Genomic DNA, 21,963 nt, shown 5'->3' with positions numbered 1-21,963 from the left:
CCGCACCCCGGCTTCGCACGATCCCGGAGGCTCACGTACCGAAGTACGCTTCGCCTCCGCGATCCCGCGAATCCGGGGCACGGGAGCGCCCCTCGCTGACTGACTACGCCAACCTGCGAGTTCGTTTTCGCGCCGTTGGCGCGAAAGGGCGCTGGGAGGCGCCCTGTTCCAACCTGCGAGCTTGTTATGCGCCCTTCGGGCGCATGGCGCGCAAAGCGCGCACCGTTGAAAGGAGAGCCGAATCGTGGATATCTCGTTTCCTTGCGGCAGGGACGCCGTCGAGGCGGTGCTGCCGCATCGCGACCCGTTTCTGTGGGTGAGCTGCGTCGTTTCGTGCGAACCGGGCGTCGAGGTGACGGCCGAGTTGGACGTCGATCCGGATCTGCCGCTGTTCAAGGGCCACTTTCCCGGACATCCGGTGCTGCCGGGGGTCGTCATCATGGAGGCGCTTGCCCAAGCGGCCTCGTTCTGCGTTCTCGTCGAGCGCGGGACGGAGGGGGCCATCGGGTTCCTCACCGGCATCGACAACGCGAAGTTCCGTCGCCAGGTGGAGCCGGGGGAGACGCTCACCTTGCAGGGGCGCATCGTGAAGTCCTCGTCGCGCCTCGTCGTGGCCGAGGTGGAGGCGAGCGTGGACGGCGCGGTGTGCGCGACGGCCACGCAGAAGTACGTGCTGGCGAAAGCGGAAGCGTAGAGGGGCGATGATCGTTCGATGAAGCAGCGCACGCAGGATTACATCACCATCGGCTCGGACGGAACGGTGCTGCCCAAGGGCGGCGCAGCCGTCGCCGCCGCCGAGCAAGCGGCCGAGGCCGCGGACGTGGCCTACCGTCTGCCCCGCATGGCGGCCGAGGCCGCAGCGGCCCTGCCCGTCGTTCCGAACGCGCTCGACGCGGCCGACTCCTCCGAGTGGACCGCCGCGTCGCCCTCTGCGCCCGCGCCCTCTGCGCATGCGGACGGCGCGAGGGAGGACGCTGCGGCAGGGCGTCCCGTGGCGCTTGTCATGGCACGCGCCAAAACGGCGAAACGCCTGGTGAGATCAGTGGCCGACGCTGGGTTCGCGCCGTGCGTCGTCTACACGCAGGACCATCGCTTCGATGCCCATGTGAAGCTCGCCCCGCTTGCGGTCTGCCTGGGCGAGAAGCACTCCGACGCGCTGTTCTGCAATGGCTACGCGGTGCTGACGGCCACCGACGAGTGCGGCGCGACGACGGTGCTTCTGTGCGACGAGGCGCTTCCGCTCGCCGAGGTGGACAGCTTCCTTGCGCGCGCGGCCGCCCGCGGCATCCGGGTGTTCCGTCCGCTCAGCGCCGACGCGCCGCTTTTGGGCTGGGTGCTCTGCACCACCGACAAGCCGGCGTTCGACGGCGGCTCGTGGCGCGCCTGTCCGCACTGCGGCCTCAACTTCGACGAGGCGAGCCTGGCGGCCGGCCACTACGTGTGCCCGTCGTGCGGAGGCTACCTGCGCATGTCGTCGACCGAGCGCATCGACGACACGCTCGACGCGGACAGCTTCGTCGAGTGGGACCGCGTCGTGCCCGAGACCGACCCGCTCTCCTTCCCCGGCTATGCCGACAAGCTGGCCGCCCAGCGCGAGAAGACCGGCCTTGAGGAGGGCGTGCGCACGGGCGAGGGCCGCATCGCGGGTTTGCGCGTGGCCGTCGGCATCATGGACTCCCAGTTCTTCATGGGGTCTATGGGCTCGGTCGTGGGCGAGAAGGTGGCGCGGCTCGTGGAGCGCGCGACCGACGAGCGCCTGCCGGTGGTGATCTTCACCGCGTCGGGCGGCGCGCGCATGCAGGAGGGGCTCGTATCGCTCATGCAGATGGCGAAGGTGTCGTGCGCGCTCGAGCGCCACGCCGAGGCGAGGCTGCCCTACATCTCGGTGCTCACCGATCCCACAACGGGCGGCGTGACCGCGTCGTTCGCCATGCAGGGGGACGTGATCCTGGCCGAGCCCCGCGCGCTCATCGGCTTCGCGGGGCAGCGCGTCATCCGCGACACCATCAAGCAGGAGCTGCCCGAGGGCTTCCAGACGGCCGAGTTCGCGCTTGAGCACGGGCTGATCGACGCCATCGTCGAGCGCGGCGAGCTGCGCGGCACGCTCGCGCACCTGCTGGCCTTGCATCTGGCCACGGAGGCGGCCGTCCGCGCCGAGCACGAGCCGGGTGATCGGGACATCCTCGTGAGCTACGAGGCGGTTCGCGAGAACCTTGAGCACGGGACGGACACGTACAACACGGTGACCTACGGCGACCTCGCGGTGGAGGGCTTCGCCTTCGGCGCGGGAGAGGGATGGGGCCCGCTCGGGCTGAAGCGCCGCATCTCGGATCTGGCGGGCCGCCTCGATAGGCGCGGGGCCGCCTCGCGCAAACGGCTCGAGCGGGTGCTGAGCGAAGGCGGCTTCGATGCTGAGGCGGGCGTGTCGCTCGAGGGCGCGGCCGCGTCCGGCGACGGCGGCGAGGTGGCGGGCAACCGCGCGTGGGAGAGCGTGCAGCTAGCGCGCAACACGCGTCGGCCGACGGCGCTCTCCTACATCGACGCGTTCGTGGACGGCTTCATCGAGCTGCACGGCGATCGCGCTTTCGGCGACGACGGCGCGATCGTCGCGGGCCTCGGGTGGATCGGCGGGCGCGCGGTGACGGTGATCGCCCAGGAGAAGGGACGCGACCTCTCTGAGCGCATCGCGCGCAACTTCGGCTGCCCGCAGCCCGAGGGCTACCGCAAGTCCCTGCGCCTCATGCGCCAGGCCGAGAAGTTCGGACGGCCGGTCGTGTGCCTTGTGGACACGCAGGGCGCGTTCTGCGGCATGGAGGCCGAGGAGCGCGGGCAGGGCAACGCCATCGCCGACAACCTCGTCGGGCTCGCGGGGCTGCGGGTGCCGGTGGTGAGCGTGCTTCTGGGCGAGGGCGGCTCGGGGGGCGCGCTCGCGCTCGCGCTCGCCGACCGCGTGGCCATGCAGGAGCACGCGGTGTACTCGGTGCTGTCGCCGGAGGGGTTCGCCTCGATCCTTTGGAAGGACCGCACGCGGGCTCCCGAGGCGGCTGCCGTCATGAAGATGAGCGCCGTCGAAGCCTGCGAGATGGGCATCGTCGACGCCGTGCTGTCCGAAGGCGCGCGTCCGGCGCACGAGAACCCCGAGCAGGCCGCCGCGAGCGTGCGCGCCTACGTGGAGGCGACGCTCGACGAGCTTGCCGACATGCCCGCGGGCGAGCTCGTGCGCAAGCGTCACGAGCGGTTCGCGAAGTTCTAAGCTTCAAAAGAAAGAGAGGGGGTCGGGATGACGCCCTGCCCCCGTCCCCTTCCATCCCCTCCCTGCTTTTCAACGATCTCGTCGGATGCCTTTGCATCGGGTCTGCGCGAGCGCGCCGTCCGCTCCGGTTTCCGGCCGGTCAATCCGTTTTTCGCATTCTGGGGGAGCGGGATGTGCTTCTTGGTCGTGTTTCTGGTTATGGCGCGACGCATGCGTTTCGCGCGCTTGCCCGACGCGGCGGTGTGGTCGGCGGCTTGGTTTTGCGCGGCGGCGTTATGCCGAGGGTCGGTGCGTCGCCGTCAAGGCGTCTGCTACGTCGGGTTCTGCTCCGTCTACTGTGAACGGCTCAAGGAACATGGGCGCGTTGCCGACGTTGAGCGCATTCGTCGGTTTGGAAGCTTCTTCTTAAGCGTGGCACAGGTGCGGGTGCGGGGAGGCCGTGCGTCGGATCGATTCCCTCGTCGGCGACGGCAGAGGTGCGGCGTCGGTTGCTCCGTCCGTTGTCGCAGACTGCGAGCGCGTTCCCGTCTCGTCACCGTTGCAGCGCATCTGCGTGATGAGGATGCGCCTGTCCGAGGGTGCAACGGCGCCATCCCGCTGCACGGCGCGTGGGAGGCATCGGCGATTGAGCTTGCCTTCCGAGGCCGTGCGATCAGCTCCTCTTCCCCCGTGTTTCATGGCGTTTGCGTCAATGGTGTCAGGCGTTCGGCGAAGGAGGACCCTTTTGTCTGCCGAGGTGCCTTGCCGGATGTTCCCTGCGTGCTCAAGCGGTGCTATGCTGTGCGCAATCGCTCTTCGCATCGAGGGATGCTGGTGGATTTCGTTTTGAACGATGAGGTGGGGCCATGCTGGTGGACACGGTCGATGCGGTCGAGGGCGCGCGATCCCGAGGAGGATTGCGCGGTTTGTTGATCGCCACGTTCGCTTTCATCATGGTGTTCGCCGCTTCGGCGGTGCCCATCCCCTTGTACTCCGAGTACAAGGGGAGCATCGGACTGACCGACGCCGATATCTCCGCAACCATGCTCATGTACCTGTTCGGCGTCATCGCGACGCTGTTTCTCTCGGGCTCGCTGTCCGATGCGGCGGGTCGCAAGCCGCTCACCGCGGTGTCGCTGCTGCTGGCCATGCTGGGGTGCTTCGTGTTCTTGAACGTGGCCGATCCGTTGATGGTGCTCGTGGCGCGCGCGGTGCAGGGCGTGTCGTGCGGTCTGGCTATGAGCGCCGTGTCCGCGATGGTCGTGGATTTGTCTGTGGGCCGCCACGAGGGCTTCGGCATGGCGGTGGCCGGATGCGGGGCGCTTTTGGGGGTGATGGCGGGTTCTCTCGCCGTCGGATTCCTGAGCTTGGCGACGAGCGAGCATGGGGTGATCTACTGGATCATGATTGCTCTGCTCGCCCTGAGCTTGGCGCTCGTGCCCGCCGCACCGGAGACGGTGGTGCGGCGGGCGCCGTTGCGCACGGCGTGCAAGCCGGTGGTTTCGATCGATCCGAAGCTGCGGAGGGCGTTTCCCATCGCAGGATGCGCCTACATCGCCTCGTGGGGAATAGGGACGTTCTTCCAGTCGTTCAGCTCGCCGGTGGCGGTGGAGTGCTTTGGAGCGGAGGACCCGTTTGTGGCGTCCGCCATCCTCGCCCTGTCGATGGCCCCGAGCGCGCTTGGGGCGCCTATCGAGGCGCGCATGCGCTCGGGCGTGTCGCTGCGCGTGTCGATGGCGGCGCTGCTCGCGTTCACGTGCGGCATGTGCGTGTCGATGGCGGCGGGCGCGCTTGTGCCTTTTCTCGTGCTGGTTGCGCTGTTCGGGCTGTCGACGGGTATGTGCCTGTCCGGCAGCCTGCGCTTGCTGTTCGCCGATGCCGATGCGGGCGGCACTGCTGCGGTGGTGTCCACCATCAACCTCGTGGGGTACGCTGGATCGGCGATGCTGAGCGGTGTGATGGGCGCGCTCGTGGGAATCACGACGCTCGTGGGCGTGCTCGCGGCGCTGGCCTTGTTCGCGATGGCGACGACGGTCGCGGTGTTCGTCCGCACGCGGTAGGGGCGTGCGAACGGGGGCGTTTTCGATCGGGCGGGATTTGGCGGGTTCTCCGGTGCGTGCGGGTTTCCGGCGGGGCCTTGAATGGCGCGGAAGGCGCGAGGGGCGTCGCGATGCCGTGGTATCATTTTCTGCGTTGCATGCGATCGCATGGTCGAGCGCAGCGAAGCGCATTGAGGATGCCGATGGAAGGAGCGCCATGCCGATAGCCGTGAGCGCGTGTCTGCTGGGCGAGCCGTGCCGCTTCGACGGGGAGTCGCGGCCTTGCGAGGCCGTGCTGCGGTTGCGCGCGACGCACGAACTTGTGGGCGTGTGCCCTGAGACGCTCGGAGGGCTGCCCGTGCCGCGCACGCCTCGCGAGATCGTCGCCACCGAGCGTGCTCTGCGCGTGGTGGACGCGGACGGGGGCGATGCCACGGACGCGTTTCTGGCCGGGGCCGCCAAAACGACGGAGCTGGTGCGGGAGCGGGGCTGCACGCTGGCCGTGCTGAAAGCGAAGAGTCCTTCGTGCGGCAACGGGTTCGTGTACGACGGCACGTTCTCGGGCGCGCTCGTGCCCGGATACGGTGTGGCCGCGCGGGCGCTGCGCGAGGCGGGGGTGCGCGTGGTGGACGAGGCGCAGTTTGCGGCATGCCTTAAGGCTGGCGAGGCGCGGCATCCGGGCTGCGCGCCGGCCGTGTTGGCGACGACGTCGGCGGAGTGCCCCTCGTTGGGAACCGAGCGCCTCGTGCTGCGCCCGTTGACCTCCGACGATATCGACGACGTGTTCGCCTACTGCAGCGATCCCGCCGTCGGCCCCGATGCCGGGTGGGCGCCGCACCGCACGCGCGAGGATGCGAGGATGTTCGTGGAGGTGATCGCGAGCGGACCGCACGTGTTCGGCATCTTCGAGAAGGTTTCGGCAGGAGAGGACGCCGGTGTCAGCGTTGGCGCCGAAGGGCCGTGCATCGGGTCGATCGGGCTCATTCGCGACCCGCAGCGACGCAACGTCGACTGCCTCATGCTGGGATACGCCCTTGCGCGGAGCGCATGGGGTCGCGGCTACATGACCGAGGCCGTGCGCGAGGTGTTGCGCTACGGCTTCGAAGAGCTGGGCCTTGGGATGGTCACCTGTACGCACTACGTGTTCAACGACAGGTCACGTCGCGTCATCGAGAAGTCCGGGTTCGTTCACGAGGGCACGCTGCACGGCATGGAGGTCACGCCCGACGGTCTTATGCGGGACGCCGAGGCGTACTACCTCACGCGCGAGCGCTGGAGCAGGCTGCAGGGTGCGGTCGGGGCTTAGCACATTCGCGCCGGAGGGATGTCGACGGTTGCAAGCTTGTCGATGAGCTTGCGGTAGATGCGGGTGGCCATCCACGGTTCGGTGGAGAGGGCGCAGACCTTTTCGAGGGGCACCCAGCGCACGCCGCTGTTCTCGTCGGGCTTCGGGCGCAGCGGCGCGTTCGGCGAGGCCACGGCCAGATACGTCACGTTCAGGTGCAGGTGCGAGCCCACGTAGCGCCCGCGTTTCTCATGCCCGTCCACCGTCAGCACTTCGAGCGAGTAGATGCCGCGCGGCCCGCACGGCATGATCCGCGCGCTGGCGACGCCCGTCTCCTCTGCAAGCTCCCGCAGCGCCACGCGCGCGAGGTCGCGCTCCCCGTCGGCGTGCCCGCCGATCCAGCTCCAGGAACGGTAGACGTTGTGGTAGACCATGAGCGTCTTGGCTGCGGTCGGGTCGACCGTCCAGATCGAACACGTCATATGCGCGAGCGAGCTGCGGTCGAAGACCTGCGGGTCGGCCTCCAGCTGCCTCAGGATGACCGCGCGGTCCGCAGCCTCCTGCTGGTTGAAGGGCCGGTAGGCGCGTATGTCGTCGATGAGGGACATGAGGGTATTGTACGCGGCTGCCGCCGATGGGTACAGGGGGTTTGCCGCGGATGGTGCGTTGCGAGAGGGTGTTGACTAAATGGCCCCGGGAAGAACCGGAAGCGGAGTCGAGTGCGCGGGATCGAGGGAGGCTTGCGACCCGGGGAGACTCTTGTGCGTGCGAGAGGGGGCGTGAAGCTTGACGGTGTAAAACTCGTGGCATGCTGAGCGAATCCCGAGCGATGGCGCGCCATTCATGGGGTTCGCGCAGGTTTTGGGCAGGTTTTAGAGTTCGCCAGTTTGCTAATGGCTGTCCATAGGGCCGACCGATTGCCAAAATGAATGCAATATTCGGAATATGCGCATTTATGCATATTCTGGCAGTCGAACCCTTGTGGGCCCGCGGGGTTGAAACTGGGGCAGGACGCCTTCCGGACCACCCTGGGGAGTCGGGCCTCGCAGGCTCGCAGGTTGAAACCGGAAAGCGTCTCCGACCCGTCCGTCCTCTACCCAACGATCAGATCGGCGAACTCGAACTTCGTGCAGTCCACCAATCCGCGGTTCGTCAGCCTCAGCTCGGGAAGGCAGGCGAGCGGGATCAGGGCCATCGTCATGAAGGGGGAGGGCATGGTGCAGCCGATGGCGGCCCAGGCGTCCTCGAGGGCGTGCACCTTCGCGCTCATCTCCTCGGCGGGGAGCGCGTCCATGAGGCCGGCGATGGGAAGCTCCACAAGGCCCAGAACCTCGCCGTCGGCGACCACGACCATGCCGCCGCCGCATGCGGCGAGCGTGTTCGCGGCCAGGGCCATGTCCTCGTCGTTGGTGCCCAGCACGAGCAGGTTGTGCGCGTCGTGCGCCACGGTGGAGGCCATCGCGCCGCGCTTGATGCCGAAGCCTTTGACGAATCCCTTGCCGAAGGTGCCCGTCTCGCGGTGCCGCTCGAACACGAACGCCTTGAGCACGTCCTGCTCCACGGCGGACTCCAGGCGGCCGTTCGCAACCGGGAGGTCCACGTGCGCTTCGAACGTGCCCACCTTTCCGGGAACGACCTCGATCGCGCGCACGCGCACGGTGTCACCGTCGACGATGCCCTCGGGGGCGGCCACCTCGAACGATGTCGGCGCGATCTCGCGTCCCAGGTGCACGGAGCGCGTTGCCCAATCGGGGTAGCGGTACGGCGGCAGGTCGAACAGGGCGCGCCCATCTTCGGCCACCACCTCGCCGTCGATGAGCACGCGCGTGACCCGCAGGCTTTCCAAATCGTCCAGGAACACGATGTCGGCGCACTTGCCCGGTGTGATGGAACCCAGGTCGTGGTCCATCTGGAAGCACTGGGCGCAGTTGATGGTGACCATCTGAATGGCGGAGACGGCATCGATGCCCAGGCTCACGGCTGTGCGCACGATGTGGTCGAGGTGCCCGTCGGCCACAAGCGTGTGCGGATGCGTGTCGTCGCTCACGAGATTGGCGAAGCGCGTGTCGATGCCGCCCGACGCGACGGCCTCGGCGAGCACGGGCAGGTCCTGCCAGGCCGAGCCGAAGCGCAGCTGCGCGTACATGCCGAGGCGCATCTTCGCGAGCGCGTCCTCGGGGCGCGTGGACTCATGGCAGCAACGCACGCCCGAGGCGATGTAGGCGTTCAGGCCCCGGTCGGTTTCAGGGAGCGAGTAATGGCCGGTCGCGGTCTTCCCGGCGCGCAGCGTCTCGGCCACCTCGCCGTGCGCGTGGTCGGCGCCGGAAAGGATGCCGGGGAAGTTCATCATCTCGCCGAGGCCGACGACGTTTTGCCAGTTCATAGTCTCGGCGATGTCTTCGGGGCCGATGGATGACCCGGTGTCCTCGAAGCCGGGCACGGCGGGCACGCACGACGGCGTGGTGATCATGGCCTTGAGGGGCGTGCGGCGCGCATCCTCGGCCATGAGCCGCACGCCGTCGAGGCCCAGCACGTTGCACACCTCGTGCGGATCCCAGTAGATTCCCGTCGTGCCGTGCGGGACGACGGCGCGCGCGTACTCTCCCGCCCCCATCATGGACGATTCCACATGGATGTGCCCGTCGAGGAATCCGGGGGCGATGCATTGGCCTTCCGCGTCGATGATGCGCGTGCCTTCGCCGACGCAGTGGTCGGCCGTGCCGAGGTAGGCGATGCGCCCCTCGGCGATGGCCACGTCGATGCCCTCCTGGACTTCGCCCGTGCACACGTTCACGAGCTTCGCGCCCTTGATGACCGTGTCGGCGGGCGTGCGGCCTTGGGCGACGGCGACGAGCGTTTTCGAGCACTCCCACAAAGGCTTCTTGCAAAACGCATTGATCATGGCGGGCTCCTTCAGACGGCGCTTTGGGCGTAAAGCTGGCGCGGCCATTATCGCGCGTCGGCGCGCCCGCCGTCCCAGGTTCCGGAAAGATCTCAGACGGAATGCGCAAACGTTACGCTTTGCGAGAGCGATGCGATAGGTTTTTGGTGGGGTCCGGCGCTTCAAATAGCGGCACGAGAGCAATTCCGAAGGCGCATGAAGCTTGCCGTGCGATGACGTGGATTAGGCGCCCTCGTCGAGGAGGATGATTTTGTGTCAGCTTCCCTCTCGATGGGGACAAGTGTATCGATCCAGTATTGATACACTGTGCTCAAAGGTCGGGAAAGGAGCGAAAATGCACGTGGATGTCGATAACAACCCTGCCGATGCGCGCTTAAGAAGGGGGAACGCAACGAAAATTCTGCGTTTTGGTTGGAAGCGTGTTCGACGCAGATTTCCGTTGGTCTGAAAAACGAACTCGGACGTTCTCGGGGAATTGCATGTGTGGGCAAAGTCTCTTTTCCGAATATCGTTTTCGCCGCACGGATTTGAGCGAGTTTCGGTGAGTCGAGTTCTCTTTGCGGGCTCATTTTGATCAAATGAAGAGGGGTCGACCAACTGTCCCGTATTCGGGATAGGCGGTTCGGACGGATGCGCTATCTTTTCATCAGTCGGAGGAGGTTCGTATGGATGGTGGGCACGACGTGCAAAAAGGTTTGAGGGCTTTCGTCTCCCATATAGCCGAGGACGGGCGCATCGAGCTTGTGCGCGACCATCTTCGCGAGGTGGCCGAGATGGCGGCGGAGTTCGCACGGCCTTTCGGTGCGGAGGGCTGGGCGTACGCGGCGGGGATGGCCCACGATATCGGGAAGTACTCGCCGGAATTCCAAAACCGCATTTTGCGTGGAGGCCGCAAGGTGGATCATTCCACGGCGGGGGCGTATGAGCTGTTCGAGCATTTGAACGCGAAGCTGCTGGCGTACTGCGTGGCGGGGCACCACGGCGGCCTACCTGATGGAGGCTCGTCGGCGGATGTGGATGGCGGCTCCACGTTGCTGAGCCGCATCGATGGGGCGCGCCAGGGGGAATTGCCCGACTACCATGCGTTCGCCGACGAAGTTGAGCTGCCGATCGCCGGCAAGCTTGCGTTCCGCATGCCGCCCGATCCGAAAGACGGCTTCGCGTTGGCGTTCCTTGCGAGGATGGTGTTCTCCTGCTTGGTGGATGCGGACTTCCTCTGCACGGAGCGTTTCATGCGGGGCGGCGCGCGCGAGCAGCTTTCGACCGAAGGGCTCGATGCGCTGCGCGAGCGCCTTGAGGCGAAGGTCGCGACCTTCTACCCGCCGAAGACCGAGCTCAACGAAACGCGGTGCAGCCTGCTCGATGCGTGCGCCCGCGCGGCCGAGGAGGCTCCGGGTGTGTTCTCGCTCACGGTGCCGACGGGCGGCGGCAAGACGTACGCGTCGCTGCGCTTCGCGCTGCGCCACGCGCTCGCCGAGGGCCACGGCATGCGCCGTGTGATCTACGCGGTGCCCTACACCTCGATCATCGAGCAGAACGCCGCCGTGTTCCGCGAGGTGCTCGGCGAGCGCAACGTGCTTGAACACCATGCGAACTTCGACTTCGACGACGCGGGCGAGGACGGCGATGCGCTGCGGCTTGCGACCGAGAATTGGGACGCGCCCGTGGTGGTGACGACGAATGTCCAGCTCTTCGAGTCGCTGTTCGCGAACAAGACCTCGCGCTGCCGCAAGTTGCACAACATTGCGGGCAGCGTGATCGTGCTCGACGAGGCGCAGATGCTGCCGACGAAGCAGCTGCTTCCCTGCGTGCGGGCGTTGGCGGAGCTTGTGCAGCGCTACGATTGCACGGTCGTGCTCTGCACGGCGACGCAGCCGTCGCTCGACGGGCTGTTCGAACGCTATGGCTGTTCGGTGCGGGAGATCGCCCCCGACCCGCAGGGGTTGTACGAGCGGCTGCGACGGGTTTCCTACCGCTTTGAGGGAGCGGTCGAAGACGGAGATCTCGCCTCCCGGTTGGCGGCGCACGAGCAAGTGCTTTGCGTCGTGAACAGCCGCAAGCAGGCGAAGCGGCTCTACGATCTGGTGGCCGGGGATTGCGCCGAGGGCGCGTTCCATCTTTCGACGCTCATGCATCCCGTCCATCGCGAGCGCGTGTTGAAGGAGGTCCGGCGGAGGCTTAAGGGCGGCGAGGCTTGCCGCGTGGTTGCTACGAGTTTGGTGGAGGCCGGCGTCGACGTCGATTTCCCCGTTGTGTACCGGGCGCTCGCGGGCATCGACAGCGTGGTGCAATGCGCGGGGCGCTGCAACCGCGAAGGGCGCCGCGACGTTCAAGAGAGCGTGGTCCATTTGTTCGAACCTGCGGAACCGTACGCTTTGCCCGCTGACGTTCGGCAGAAGGCAGAGCTGGCCCGATTGGTTTTGCGGGGCGCGGGCATAGACGTGAGTGCCGCCGACGAGCCGTGCGATGTCGGATCGCTTGAGGTGATCGCCGCGTACTTCAACCAGCTCCATGAGATTCGCCGCGACCGCCTTGACGCGTCGGGCGCTCTTGCCGACCTCGAGTTGCTGCGAGTGAGCGGCGGCGCTCCCTGCATTCCCTTCAAGGATGTGGCCGACCGCTTTCGTATGATCGAGGAGGGGTCGCATCCCGTCATCGTTTTCGACCCGCGGATTTCCGACGACCTCGCGGCCGTCAGAGAGGGCCGTGCGATGCGCGGTGCGATGCGCCGTCTGGCCCGTTATTCGGTGGGGCTGTACGACAACGATTTGGAGGTTTTGAAGGCCGCCCATTCCGTAGAACTGCTGGAAGGCGACACGTACGTGCTGCTCGACGGCGATCTGTACCACGAGGACACCGGCCTCGACGCCTCCGACGCCGGCGGGAAGGGGCTGTTCTTGTAGGCAGGGTATTGCGCTCGTCGCTGCTTGCGCGTAACGTGAATCATAAGCACCTTGATAATCGAATCGGCAAGGTAAACCTATGAAGCAAAGGAAAGGAGGTGTCCTATGGCTTACGGAATACAGGTGGAGGTTTGGGGCGATCGCGCCCTGTTCACGCGGCCTGAACTATCGGTTGAGCGCGTCTCCTACGACGTCATCACGCCGAGTGCGGCGCGCGGTCTCATCGAGAGCATCTATTGGCATCCGGGGCTCCGCTACACCATCGACCGCATCCATGTGCTCAACCCCATCCGCTTCACGAACGTGCGGCGCAACGAGGTGAAGTCGAAGGCGCTCGCCAGCACGATGCGCACCGCCATCGCGAACGGCGGCAATTTGCCCTACATAAACACGAAGGACGACATCCAGCAGCGCGCCTCGCTCATCCTCACCGATGTGCGCTACGTGATCGAGGCTCATTTCGAGTTGACCGATAAGGCGACGCCCGAGGACAACCCCGGCAAGTTCAAGGACATTATAAGGAGAAGGCTCGACCGCGGGCAGTGCTATTCCACCCCCTATTTCGGCACGCGCGAGTTCCCGGCGCACTTCAAGGCTTACGAAGGATCGATGCCTCCCGAAGGCCATTACTCCGGCGAGGGCGAGCGTGATTTGGGGCTCATGCTGTACGACATGGATTACGCCGATCCGCAGAACATCACGCCGATGTTCTTCCGCGCCGTCATGCGCAACGGCGTGATCGACGTGGCGGGAAGCGAGGTGCTCCGATGATCCTGCAAGCGCTCGCCGACTATTACGAGTATCTGGTCGTCGAACATCCCGACCGCGTGGCACGTCCCGGCTGGTGTTCCCGGCAGGTGGCGTTCATGCTGGAGTTGTCGCTTCAGGGGAGGCTCGTGGGCATCATCCCCGCCGAAGAAAAGCGCGGATGGACGAGGACGGTTCCCGAGCAGGCGAAGCGAACCGTCGGAATCGCCGCGAACCTGCTGTGCGACAACGCCACGTACTTGCTCGGCATCGATGCGAAGGGCAAACCCGAGCGGGCGCGCCAATGCTTCGAGGCGGCGCGGGAGCGGCATCTTGCGTTTCTCGCCGACGTGGATTCGCCTGCGGCGGCGGCCGTCCGCGGCTTCTTCGAGACGTGGGATCCCGCAACTGCGGTCGATGATCCGGTCGTGGCTGCGGCGGGGGAGGCGCTGCTCGCGGGCGGCAACCTCGTGTTCCGCGTGAGCGGCCGCGAAGCGCTTGAAGATCCCGCCATCGCCGGTGCATGGGATCGCGCCTATCTGCAACCGTCCGACGATGCGGCCATCATGACCTGCCTCGTTTCCGGCGAGAAAGCGCCCATCGCGCGCCTCCACCCCTCCATCAAGGGCGTCATGGGGTCGCAAGCTATGGGCGCGTCGCTTGTGGGGTTCAACGCGCGGGCGTTCGAATCGTACGGCCACGACGAGGAACAGGGCCTCAACGCGCCGGTGAGCGAGCGGGCGACGTTCGCCTACGCGACGGCGCTCAACTACCTGCTCTCCGATCGCAAACACCATGTGCGTCTCGGCGACACGACGGTGGTGTACTGGGCCGACAAGAACGACGATGCCTGCGCCGAGCTGACGTACGACTTCTTCGATGCCCGCCCGCATGGGCCGGCAAGCGCGGAGGGGGCCGAGAGCGATCCCGATCAGCTGATCGAGGAGGTGATGACGAAGCTCGCTTGCGGGCTTCCCATCAAAGGGGTCGACCTCGATGCGAACTTCTTCGTGCTCGGGCTCGCGCCGAACGCGGCGCGCCTGTCGGTGCGGTTCTTCCAGCGAAGCACGTTCGGCGATGTGCTTGACAACCTGCGGCGGCACTACGACCGTTTGGACGTGGCCCGCGCTCCGTATGAGAAGAAGTACCTCACGCCGTATCGCCTGCTCGCCGAGACGGAGAACCCGAACTCGAAGCAAAAACCCGCCACCTCGGTGCTGGGCGGCGCGCTCATGCGCTCCATCTTGGGCGATCTGCCGTACCCCGAGGCGCTGTACGAGAACGCCATCCTGCGCGTGCGGGCAACGCAGGACAACGACGAGCGGCATACGCGCAAGGTTACGCGCGGCCGTGCCGCCATCGTCAAAGCGTACCTATTGAAAAACAAAGGAAGAAGTGAGGAGGAGGTCACCGTGTCATTGAACGAAGGGCGCACCGATGCACCGTACGTGCTGGGACGGCTGTTCTCGGTGCTCGAGAGCATCCAAGAAGCCGCCAGCCCGGGCGTGAACGCCACCATCAAGAACAAGTACTACGACTCGGCGAGCGCCACGCCGAGCGTCGTGTTCCCCTTGGTCATCAAGCTAAGCGACCGTCATCTTGAGAAGCTTGGGCGTGACGGCAAGGGCCTCGCGATACATTACGAAAGGATGCGCGGCGAGCTGCTTGATAGGATCGACGCGTTCCCCAAGCGGCTCACGCTGGAGGAGCAGGGCGACTTCATTCTGGGCTATCACCATCAGACCCAGAAGCGCTATGAGAAGAAAGACCAAGACGCGCATCAGAACCAGGAGGCTTAGACCATGAGCGAACCCATCAAGAACCGCTATGACTTCGTCATGTACTTCGATGTGGAGAACGGCAATCCGAACGGCGATCCCGACGCGGGCAACATGCCGCGCATCGACCCGGAGACGGGGTACGGTATCGTCACCGATGTTTGCCTGAAGCGCAAGATCCGCAACTACGTGGAGACGGCGAAGGAGGGCGAGCCCGGTTTCGACATCTACATCAAAGAGGGCGTGCCGCTCAACGCGAGCGACAATCGGGCGCTTGAGGCGCTTGGCGCCGACGCGAAGGACATAAAGAAGCTCAAGAAGGACGATCCGACGCTCGACGAGAAGATCCGAGACTTCATGTGCAGGACATTCTTCGACGTGCGCACGTTCGGCGCGGTGATGACGACGTTCGTGAAAGGTGCCCTCAACTGCGGCCAGGTGCGCGGGCCGGTGCAGCTCACGTTCGCGCGCAGCGTCGATCCCATCATCCCGCAGGAGGTCACCATCACGCGCGTGGCCATCACCACGGAGGCCGACGCCGAGAAGAAGGGCACCGAGATGGGGCGCAAATACGTCGTGCCCTACGCGCTCTACCGGGGCGAAGGGTACGTTTCGGCGAACCTTGCGCGCAAGGCGACGGGCTTTTCCGAGGACGACCTCGCGCTTCTGTGGGACGCTATCGTGAACATGTTCGAGCACGACCACTCGGCGGCGCGCGGCAAGATGGCGGTGCGGGCGCTCGTGGTGTTCAAACATGATAGCGAGTTGGGCAACGCGCCGTCGTACAAGCTGTTCGACGCCGTGTCCACAAAGAGGAAGGCGGGCGTCGAGGCGCCGCGTTCCATCGACGATTACGAGCCCATCGCCGTCGACGAAGCGGTTGTCCCCGAAGGGGTCACGGTTCAGAGGCTGGTGTAAGCCGTGTACGGCGAGGACGAGCTCCTCGCGCTGTCGGGCATCCAGCATTTCGCGTTCTGCCGCCGTCAGTGGGCGCTCATCCACCTTGAGCAGGAGTGGGCCGAAAACGTGCTGACGGCGGAGGGCGACCTGATGCACCGCCGCGCGCACGACGAGGAGCTGCGGGAGCATCGCGGCAACGTCCTCGTCGTGCGCGGGTTGGCGGTGCATTCCCGCACGCTGGGGCTGACGGGCAAGTGCGACGTCGTGGAATTCCATAGGGGTGAATCGGGCCATCCTCTTGCAGGAGAGGATGGCCTGTGGCGTCCTGTGCCGGTAGAGTACAAGCGCGGGCGCAGCAAGGCGAACGATGCCGATCGGCTGCAGCTTGCCGCTCAGGCGTTGTGCCTCGAGGAAATGCTCGGATGCGATGTTTCAGAGGGGTTTCTGTATTACGGCGAGACGAGGTCGCGCGAACGTGTGGGGCTTGGCGCTGAGTTGCGCGCGTCGGTGGCGTCGATGGCCGACGAGATGCATGCGCTGTATCGGCGGCGGCACACGCCGAAGGTGAAGCCGTTTTCCGCATGCCGCTCCTGCTCGCTTGTCGATGCGTGCCTTCCGCGTGCGCTTGATCGCGCGTCGGTCGCCGATTATGTGGCGTCGCGTTTGGCGGAAGGAGGCGAGGCGCGATGAGGCGTCTGCTCAACACCCTGTACGTGTTCACCGAAGACGCGTATCTTGCGCTTGACGGCGAGAACGTGGTCGTGCGGCGCGGCGAAGGCGAGCTCGGGCGGGTGCCGCTGCACACACTTGAGGGCATTCTGTGCTTCTCGTACCGCGGTGCGAGCCCGGGGCTTATGGGCGCGTGTGCCGAGCGGGGCGTGGCGCTGTCGTTCTTCGATCGGAAAGGGCGTTTCCTCGCGGGCGTGCATGGCGAGCAGCGCGGCAACGTGCTTCTGCGCAAGGCGCAGTACGCCTGGTCGGAGGATCCGGAGAAGAGTGTGGCCGTGGCGCGGAACTTCATCGTGGGGAAGCTGTACAACGGGCGCTGGGTGCTTGAGAGGGCGGTGCGCGATCACGGGCTGCGCATCGATGCCGATGCGGTGAAGGCCGCTTCGGGGCGGCTTGACGCTTCGATGCGCGGTGCGGCTTCGTGCGAATCGATGGACAGGCTGCGCGGTATCGAGGGTGATGCGGCGGCGGAGTACTTCGGCGTGTTCGACGAGCTGATCTTGCGGGACAAGGAGGCGTTTCGGTTCGCGGGGCGCGTGCGGCGGCCTCCGACCGACGCGGTGAACGCCATGCTGTCGTTGTTCTACGCCGTGCTGGCACACGATTGCGCGGCGGCGCTCGAAGGCGTGGGGCTCGATCCGTATGTCGGGTTCATGCATGTCGATCGGCCGGGTCGGCGCTCGCTTGCATTAGACCTGATGGAGGAGTTGCGACCGATCATGGCGGATCGCTTCGTGTTGTCGGCGGTGAACAATCGCGTGATGCGGCCCGGGCAGTTCGAGCGGCGGGAGTCGGGCGAGGTGCGTTTGACCGACGAGGGGAGGCGCGCATTGTTCGGCGCATGGCAGGAGCGGAAGAGGGAGACGATCATGCATCCGTTCTTGAAGGAGAAGATTCCTCGCGGACTTGTTCCTCACGTGCAGGCGCTTTTGCTTGCGCGCTGCATTCGGGGCGATTTGGACGGCTATCCGCCGTTTCTGTGGAAGTGAGGCTAAGTGAGATGTTGACGGTCATCACGTACGACGTGAACACGGAGGATCCGGCGGGGCAGCGGCGGTTGAGGAAGGTTGCGCGCCACTGCGTCAACTATGGTCAGCGCGTGCAGAACTCGGTGTTCGAGTGCGTTGCCGATGCAGCCGAGATGGTGCGCATCAAGAATAAGCTGGTGGAACTCATCGACCCTGAGAAGGACAGCTTGCGATTCTATTATTTGGGCAACAAGTACCAAACGAAGATAGAGCACGTGGGCGCGAAACCGACGTATGAAGCCGAGGGCTTCTTGGCGCTGTAGTCTGCGGTGCGAGCATGAGGCTCCCAAGCGCCACGGGGGAGGTTCGCACCGCATTCGGCCTCTTTGAGGTCCTTGCAGCTTGTTTTTCGGGGGCCAATCGCTCTTCTTTGGTCTGCATATTGACAACAGAACACGATCAACGCAATATATTGCGGTCGCTCCCCGCACGGGGAGCGTGGGTTGAAATGTGTTGAACGGCGACCTATGGCGGCCGGTCTTTGTCGTCGCTCCCCGCACGGGGAGCGTGGGTTGAAATGCGCACCGCATGCTGGAGTTGGCGCGGCCCACGGGTCGCTCCCCGCACGGGGAGCGTGGGTTGAAATTCCTTAGCTCGTTGCTTGCGCTACGGTCAGGGCCGTCGCTCCCCGCACGGGGAGCGTGGGTTGAAATATCATCGTGAAGGGCAACAAAGGCTGGCAGTTCTCGTCGCTCCCCGCACGGGGAGCGTGGGTTGAAATGACCAGCTCGGCATCAAGCACGAGAGCGACGGTGGCTACGTCGCTCCCCGCACGGGGAGCGTGGGTTGAAATAAGGTCGTCGCGCTCGACCTGGTCGAGGACCTTTGTCGCTCCCCGCACGGGGAGCGTGGGTTGAAATTGCCCATATCGGCAGTACGCCTGCGCTTGTTGCCGTCGCTCCCCGCACGGGGAGCGTGGGTTGAAATGTGAACGTCGCCTTGAACGGCACGAGCACGATGCGTCGCTCCCCGCACGGGGAGCGTGGGTTGAAATGTGACTATGGCATGCACCTCGCCCGTGTACCCCGTCGCTCCCCGCACGGGGAGCGTGGGTTGAAATGAGGAAATAGTAGGCAGGAAGCCGTGCCTGCTCGGTCGCTCCCCGCACGGGGAGCGTGGGTTGAAATGACTGCTCGAAGAGCGAGCTCGCCAGCGGCGGCGAGTCGCTCCCCGCACGGGGAGCGTGGGTTGAAATCCGCCGATAATGACGTACGGGTCAGTGGCCGGGCCGTCGCTCCCCGCACGGGGAGCGTGGGTTGAAATAACTACATCCTCACGCTGCAGTCAGAGGGCTTCGTCGCTCCCCGCACGGGGAGCGTGGGTTGAAATTGGTATGTCGTGCCGTACTTGGCGGCGATGCCGGTCGCTCCCCGCACGGGGAGCGTGGGTTGAAATCGTCATCCGACGAGATGGTCGCCGTCACCTCGGATGTCGCTCCCCGCACGGGGAGCGTGGGTTGAAATTTGAAGAAGGACGTCGTGCTCTCTCGGTACCAGTAGGTCGCTCCCCGCACGGGGAGCGTGGGTTGAAATTCCCCACCTACTCCATCACGAGCGACTTCGATTGGAGCGTCGCTCCCCGCACGGGGAGCGTGGGTTGAAATTTCGCCGCCTCGCGTCGGGCCGCGGCCGCGAGCGCGGTCGCTCCCCGCACGGGGAGCGTGGGTTGAAATCACGTCTGCTTACTGTACGCCATCGCCACCGGCCTGTCGCTCCCCGCACGGGGAGCGTGGGTTGAAATCGTTCGTTGTTGCGCCGGTACTCGTCAAGCAGCTGCGTCGCTCCCCGCACGGGGAGCGTGGGTTGAAATCGAACGAGGGAAAGGACGAAAAATGAAGCTCGGGGACGTCGCTCCCCGCACGGGGAGCGTGGGTTGAAATGTGGGCCTCGTCGAACTCCCGCTCGGAGGCCTCCGTCGCTCCCCGCACGGGGAGCGTGGGTTGAAATGAGTTCGGTCCGAAGTCCCGCGAGCGGGACAAATGTCGCTCCCCGCACGGGGAGCGTGGGTTGAAATAACGCGGCGCTCGCCGCGTGCGGCAGCGAGCAGGAGTCGCTCCCCGCACGGGGAGCGTGGGTTGAAATCCAACCGTCCTGACAGCCGCGAAAACAGCCATGGTCGCTCCCCGCACGGGGAGCGTGGATTGAAATCCAGACGCCGCCGAAGAACTCTGCGGCGGGCGTGGTCGCTCCCCGCACGGGGAGCGTGGATTGAAATCATCCGGCATGTGCGCCCAGGCCCCGGCTCCACGGTCGCTCCCCGCACGGGGAGCGTGGATTGAAATTCGCAGTAGACGACTTGCCCGGTCCCCTTCCTCGTCGCTCCCCGCACGGGGAGCGTGGATTGAAATTGAACGGCACCGGCACCGGCAACGACCTCAAGGGCGTCGCTCCCCGCACGGGGAGCGTGGGTTGAAATTTGAGCGTCGCGGAGCCGTACATCGGTCGCGTTGTGTCGCTCCCCGCACGGGGAGCGTGGATTGAAATTGGCAAGGTCTGGATTCCCAGGCGCAGAACGCCGGTCGCTCCCCGCACGGGGAGCGTGGATTGAAATGGGAGCCCCGGCGATCCCATGCGCTGGGCACCTCGTCGCTCCCCGCACGGGGAGCGTGGATTGAAATCCAGCATCCGCAACCCGGCTGCCAGTTGGCGCACAGTCGCTCCCCGCACGGGGAGCGTGGGTTGAAATGACACCGAGGCCCAATGGCGGCAGCGCGCCGTGGTCGCTCCCCGCACGGGGAGCGTGGGTTGAAATTGGAGCAGGACGCCCACCGGGTCGCCCTGGGGAAGTCGCTCCCCGCACGGGGAGCGTGGGTTGAAATAGAAGCGACATGTATCTGCAGCCAGTCGAGGCGCGTCGCTCCTCGCACGGGGAGCGTGGATTGAAATGCGACGTGTTCGAGAAGCACGGGTGGGGCGCGTTCTTCGCGGCTTCGGCTCCGCTCGTGGTCAAGGTCGCGTTGTGCCTCCGAGCGAGGCTGGCCAAGGCTGCCTCGGATGCGTTCGGGGACCTACAAGAGCGCCGACGAGGCGCACGGAGAAGCGGCGCGGGAGGTAGAGGACATGGTTTGCCGCATGGCGGGCGACTGCGCCGGGGAGTACGTCCGCGCGCTCGCCCGCCCCCGCGTCCTCGAGGAGGGCGGCAGAGGGCGCGACGGCATCGCCTACCGCGACGCGATGGCGCGCGAGGTCTCCAGGCTCGCGCAGGGAGCCTCATGACGACCTCCTGCGTGCGCAGGGACGGAACCGTGGTCAACGTGCCCGTGGACGTGGACAAGCCCCAAGAGGGCGCGAACGCCGAGACGAAGCCCTAGGAGGGCGCGAGCATCGAGGGCAAGCCCGAGGGAAGCCCCGCGGCCGAAGGCCAAGGCGGCGGGGAGGACGTCAGGGACAGCCACGGGCAGCCGGGGATCAACAAGGGGCGCCACGACAAGGAGGTCGCGGCCCTCAACGACAAGATCAAGGAGCTGACCGACAAGCTGGACGAGTCGGCCAAGACCGAGAAGGCCCGCGCCGACCTCAAGGCCGAGATCGAGAAGGTGCGAGCCGAGATCGACGAGGAGCGCACGGCGTGGAAGCTGGAGAAGGCCGGGTGCCGCAACGTCAAGGCGGCCAAGGCGCTGCTCGGCGACTACGGCGGCGACGTGGCGAAGCTCAAGGCCGAGTGCCCCTACCTGTTCGAGGAGGACAAGCCCAAGGGCGCGACGGGCGGGAGGCCCGCCGGGGCGTCCAACGACAAGGCGTCGCGCGAGGCGCGGGCCGTGTCCGCGGCCGGACTGCCCGAGGGCACGAAGCTTGACTAAGGAGTGAGATATGGCGACCGAGTTTCCCGAAGAGTACCTGAAGGCGCTCGACAAGGTGATCGAGCTCTCCTCGTTCACCACGAAGTACCAGGTCAAGGGAGCGGAGTTCTCAGCCGCTAAGACCGTGAAGATCCCCGAGCTGGTGTTCGACGGCGGCACGACCGACTACGACCGCTTCAAGAGCGAGGGCAGGGTCGAGCTCAGGTGCACATCCTCGCTCCCCGCATGGGGAGTGAGATCGAAATACTTCGGTGCGCGAATGGTTTCTGTCAGCCGATTGCCTTCGACGGCATCGCCCTCGTCGACCTCCCTTTCCGTCGAGCAGGGATTGGCGCGACCTGTTTCGCCCTAAGCTTTCCGCCACGAATTACCTCTTCTTGAGGCCGCTGGGGCGAGCCGTCGCGCGAAGGTAGCTGAACGCTCGTCGGCGGTGGCCTGGCGGAAAAAGGCGCAATTTATGGGCGCGAAAGATCGTCGTGGCGCGGCTCTGCTTCAAGGACGTGCGTTTTCGGTTTGCTGCAAGCAAAAACGCCTGTTCGCGGTTTCGTCTGCCAAGGATTCGGCGTCTGATCGGCTCGGTTTCGCTCCGACTTCCTCTCGCGTTCGTGCCCTTTCACATCG

The 21,963-nt window shown here is 65.8% G+C and carries 16 protein-coding genes and 1 CRISPR repeat array; of the genes, 14 read left to right on the top strand and 2 right to left on the bottom strand.

Features of this window, described 5'->3' with window-relative positions:
• The first annotated feature begins 244 nt into the window (after positions 1-244).
• The 4 genes from fabZ (at position 245) to C2L80_RS01500 (ending at position 6,577) form a co-directional block, all read left to right on the top strand.
• Positions 245-694: a 3-hydroxyacyl-ACP dehydratase FabZ gene (gene fabZ / locus C2L80_RS01515; RefSeq protein WP_087196356.1), complete on the top strand. Its 450-nt coding sequence runs from the start codon at positions 245-247 to the stop codon at positions 692-694.
• Positions 695-712: 18 nt separating this feature from the next.
• Positions 713-3,253 carry an acetyl-CoA carboxylase, carboxyltransferase subunit beta gene (gene accD, locus C2L80_RS01510; protein WP_087196358.1) on the top strand — a complete coding sequence of 847 codons (2,541 nt, stop codon included), beginning with the start codon at positions 713-715 and terminating at the stop codon, positions 3,251-3,253.
• Between the two features lie 845 nt (positions 3,254-4,098).
• Entirely contained in the window at positions 4,099-5,292 is a 1,194-nt protein-coding gene (locus tag C2L80_RS01505) for an MFS transporter (RefSeq protein ID WP_087196360.1), read from the top strand.
• A gap of 196 nt (positions 5,293-5,488) precedes the next feature.
• Positions 5,489-6,577, top strand: coding sequence for a GNAT family N-acetyltransferase (locus tag C2L80_RS01500; protein ID WP_103262480.1), 1,089 nt, complete (start codon positions 5,489-5,491; stop codon positions 6,575-6,577).
• Here C2L80_RS01500 and C2L80_RS01495 read toward each other — a convergent pair.
• Together C2L80_RS01495 and ade are read right to left on the bottom strand one after the other, a co-directional pair.
• A complete protein-coding gene (locus C2L80_RS01495) occupies positions 6,574-7,164 on the bottom strand; it encodes an NUDIX hydrolase (protein ID WP_103262479.1) in 591 nt (196 codons plus the stop codon). The two genes, C2L80_RS01500 and C2L80_RS01495, sit on opposite strands and share 4 nt — an antisense overlap.
• Positions 7,165-7,649: 485 nt before the next feature.
• A complete protein-coding gene (gene ade / locus C2L80_RS01490) occupies positions 7,650-9,458 on the bottom strand; it encodes an adenine deaminase (RefSeq protein ID WP_087196365.1) in 1,809 nt (602 codons plus the stop codon).
• Positions 9,459-10,123: 665 nt separating this feature from the next.
• Here ade and C2L80_RS01485 point away from each other — a divergent pair.
• The 10 genes from C2L80_RS01485 to C2L80_RS01440 all read left to right on the top strand — a co-directional run bounded on the left by C2L80_RS01485 (position 10,124) and on the right by C2L80_RS01440 (position 21,694).
• On the top strand, positions 10,124-12,361 hold the full coding sequence (locus tag C2L80_RS01485; RefSeq protein WP_103262478.1) for a CRISPR-associated helicase/endonuclease Cas3: 2,238 nt from the start codon (positions 10,124-10,126) through the stop codon (positions 12,359-12,361).
• A 105-nt stretch (positions 12,362-12,466) separates the two neighbouring features.
• On the top strand, positions 12,467-13,132 hold the full coding sequence (gene cas5c, locus C2L80_RS01480; RefSeq protein WP_092196992.1) for a type I-C CRISPR-associated protein Cas5c: 666 nt from the start codon (positions 12,467-12,469) through the stop codon (positions 13,130-13,132).
• Complete coding sequence (gene cas8c / locus C2L80_RS01475) at positions 13,129-14,907, top strand: type I-C CRISPR-associated protein Cas8c/Csd1 (RefSeq protein WP_092196989.1); 1,779 nt, start codon at positions 13,129-13,131, stop codon at positions 14,905-14,907. The genes cas5c and cas8c overlap by 4 nt, the downstream gene beginning before the upstream one ends.
• 3 nt (positions 14,908-14,910) lie before the next feature.
• Complete coding sequence (cas7c, locus tag C2L80_RS01470; protein ID WP_103262477.1) at positions 14,911-15,804, top strand: type I-C CRISPR-associated protein Cas7/Csd2; 894 nt, start codon at positions 14,911-14,913, stop codon at positions 15,802-15,804.
• Positions 15,805-15,807: 3 nt separating this feature from the next.
• Complete coding sequence (gene cas4, locus C2L80_RS01465; protein WP_092196983.1) at positions 15,808-16,476, top strand: CRISPR-associated protein Cas4; 669 nt, start codon at positions 15,808-15,810, stop codon at positions 16,474-16,476.
• Positions 16,473-17,504 carry a type I-C CRISPR-associated endonuclease Cas1c gene (gene cas1c / locus C2L80_RS01460; RefSeq protein ID WP_103262476.1) on the top strand — a complete coding sequence of 344 codons (1,032 nt, stop codon included), beginning with the start codon at positions 16,473-16,475 and terminating at the stop codon, positions 17,502-17,504. Before cas4 ends, cas1c begins: the two co-directional genes overlap by 4 nt.
• Positions 17,505-17,515: 11 nt before the next feature.
• Positions 17,516-17,806, top strand: coding sequence for a CRISPR-associated endonuclease Cas2 (cas2, locus tag C2L80_RS01455; protein ID WP_087196506.1), 291 nt, complete (start codon positions 17,516-17,518; stop codon positions 17,804-17,806).
• A 154-nt stretch (positions 17,807-17,960) separates the two neighbouring features.
• A CRISPR array of direct repeats spans positions 17,961-20,428; the repeat unit is 33 nt; unit sequence GTCGCTCCCCGCACGGGGAGCGTGGGTTGAAAT.
• A 108-nt stretch (positions 20,429-20,536) separates the two neighbouring features.
• Positions 20,537-20,758, top strand: coding sequence for a hypothetical protein (locus tag C2L80_RS01450; RefSeq protein ID WP_103262475.1), 222 nt, complete (start codon positions 20,537-20,539; stop codon positions 20,756-20,758).
• A gap of 320 nt (positions 20,759-21,078) precedes the next feature.
• Positions 21,079-21,342 carry a hypothetical protein gene (locus tag C2L80_RS01445; RefSeq protein ID WP_092196974.1) on the top strand — a complete coding sequence of 88 codons (264 nt, stop codon included), beginning with the start codon at positions 21,079-21,081 and terminating at the stop codon, positions 21,340-21,342.
• Between the two features lie 10 nt (positions 21,343-21,352).
• Positions 21,353-21,694: a hypothetical protein gene (locus C2L80_RS01440; protein WP_103262474.1), complete on the top strand. Its 342-nt coding sequence runs from the start codon at positions 21,353-21,355 to the stop codon at positions 21,692-21,694.
• Positions 21,695-21,963 lie beyond the last annotated feature (269 nt).

This window comes from Rubneribacter badeniensis, assembly GCF_002899695.1.
Taxonomy (GTDB): Bacteria; Actinomycetota; Coriobacteriia; order Coriobacteriales; family Eggerthellaceae; genus Rubneribacter; species Rubneribacter badeniensis.
The sequence above is the reverse complement of the archived record's forward strand: the minus strand, read 5'-3'. Positions and strand labels throughout refer to the sequence as shown.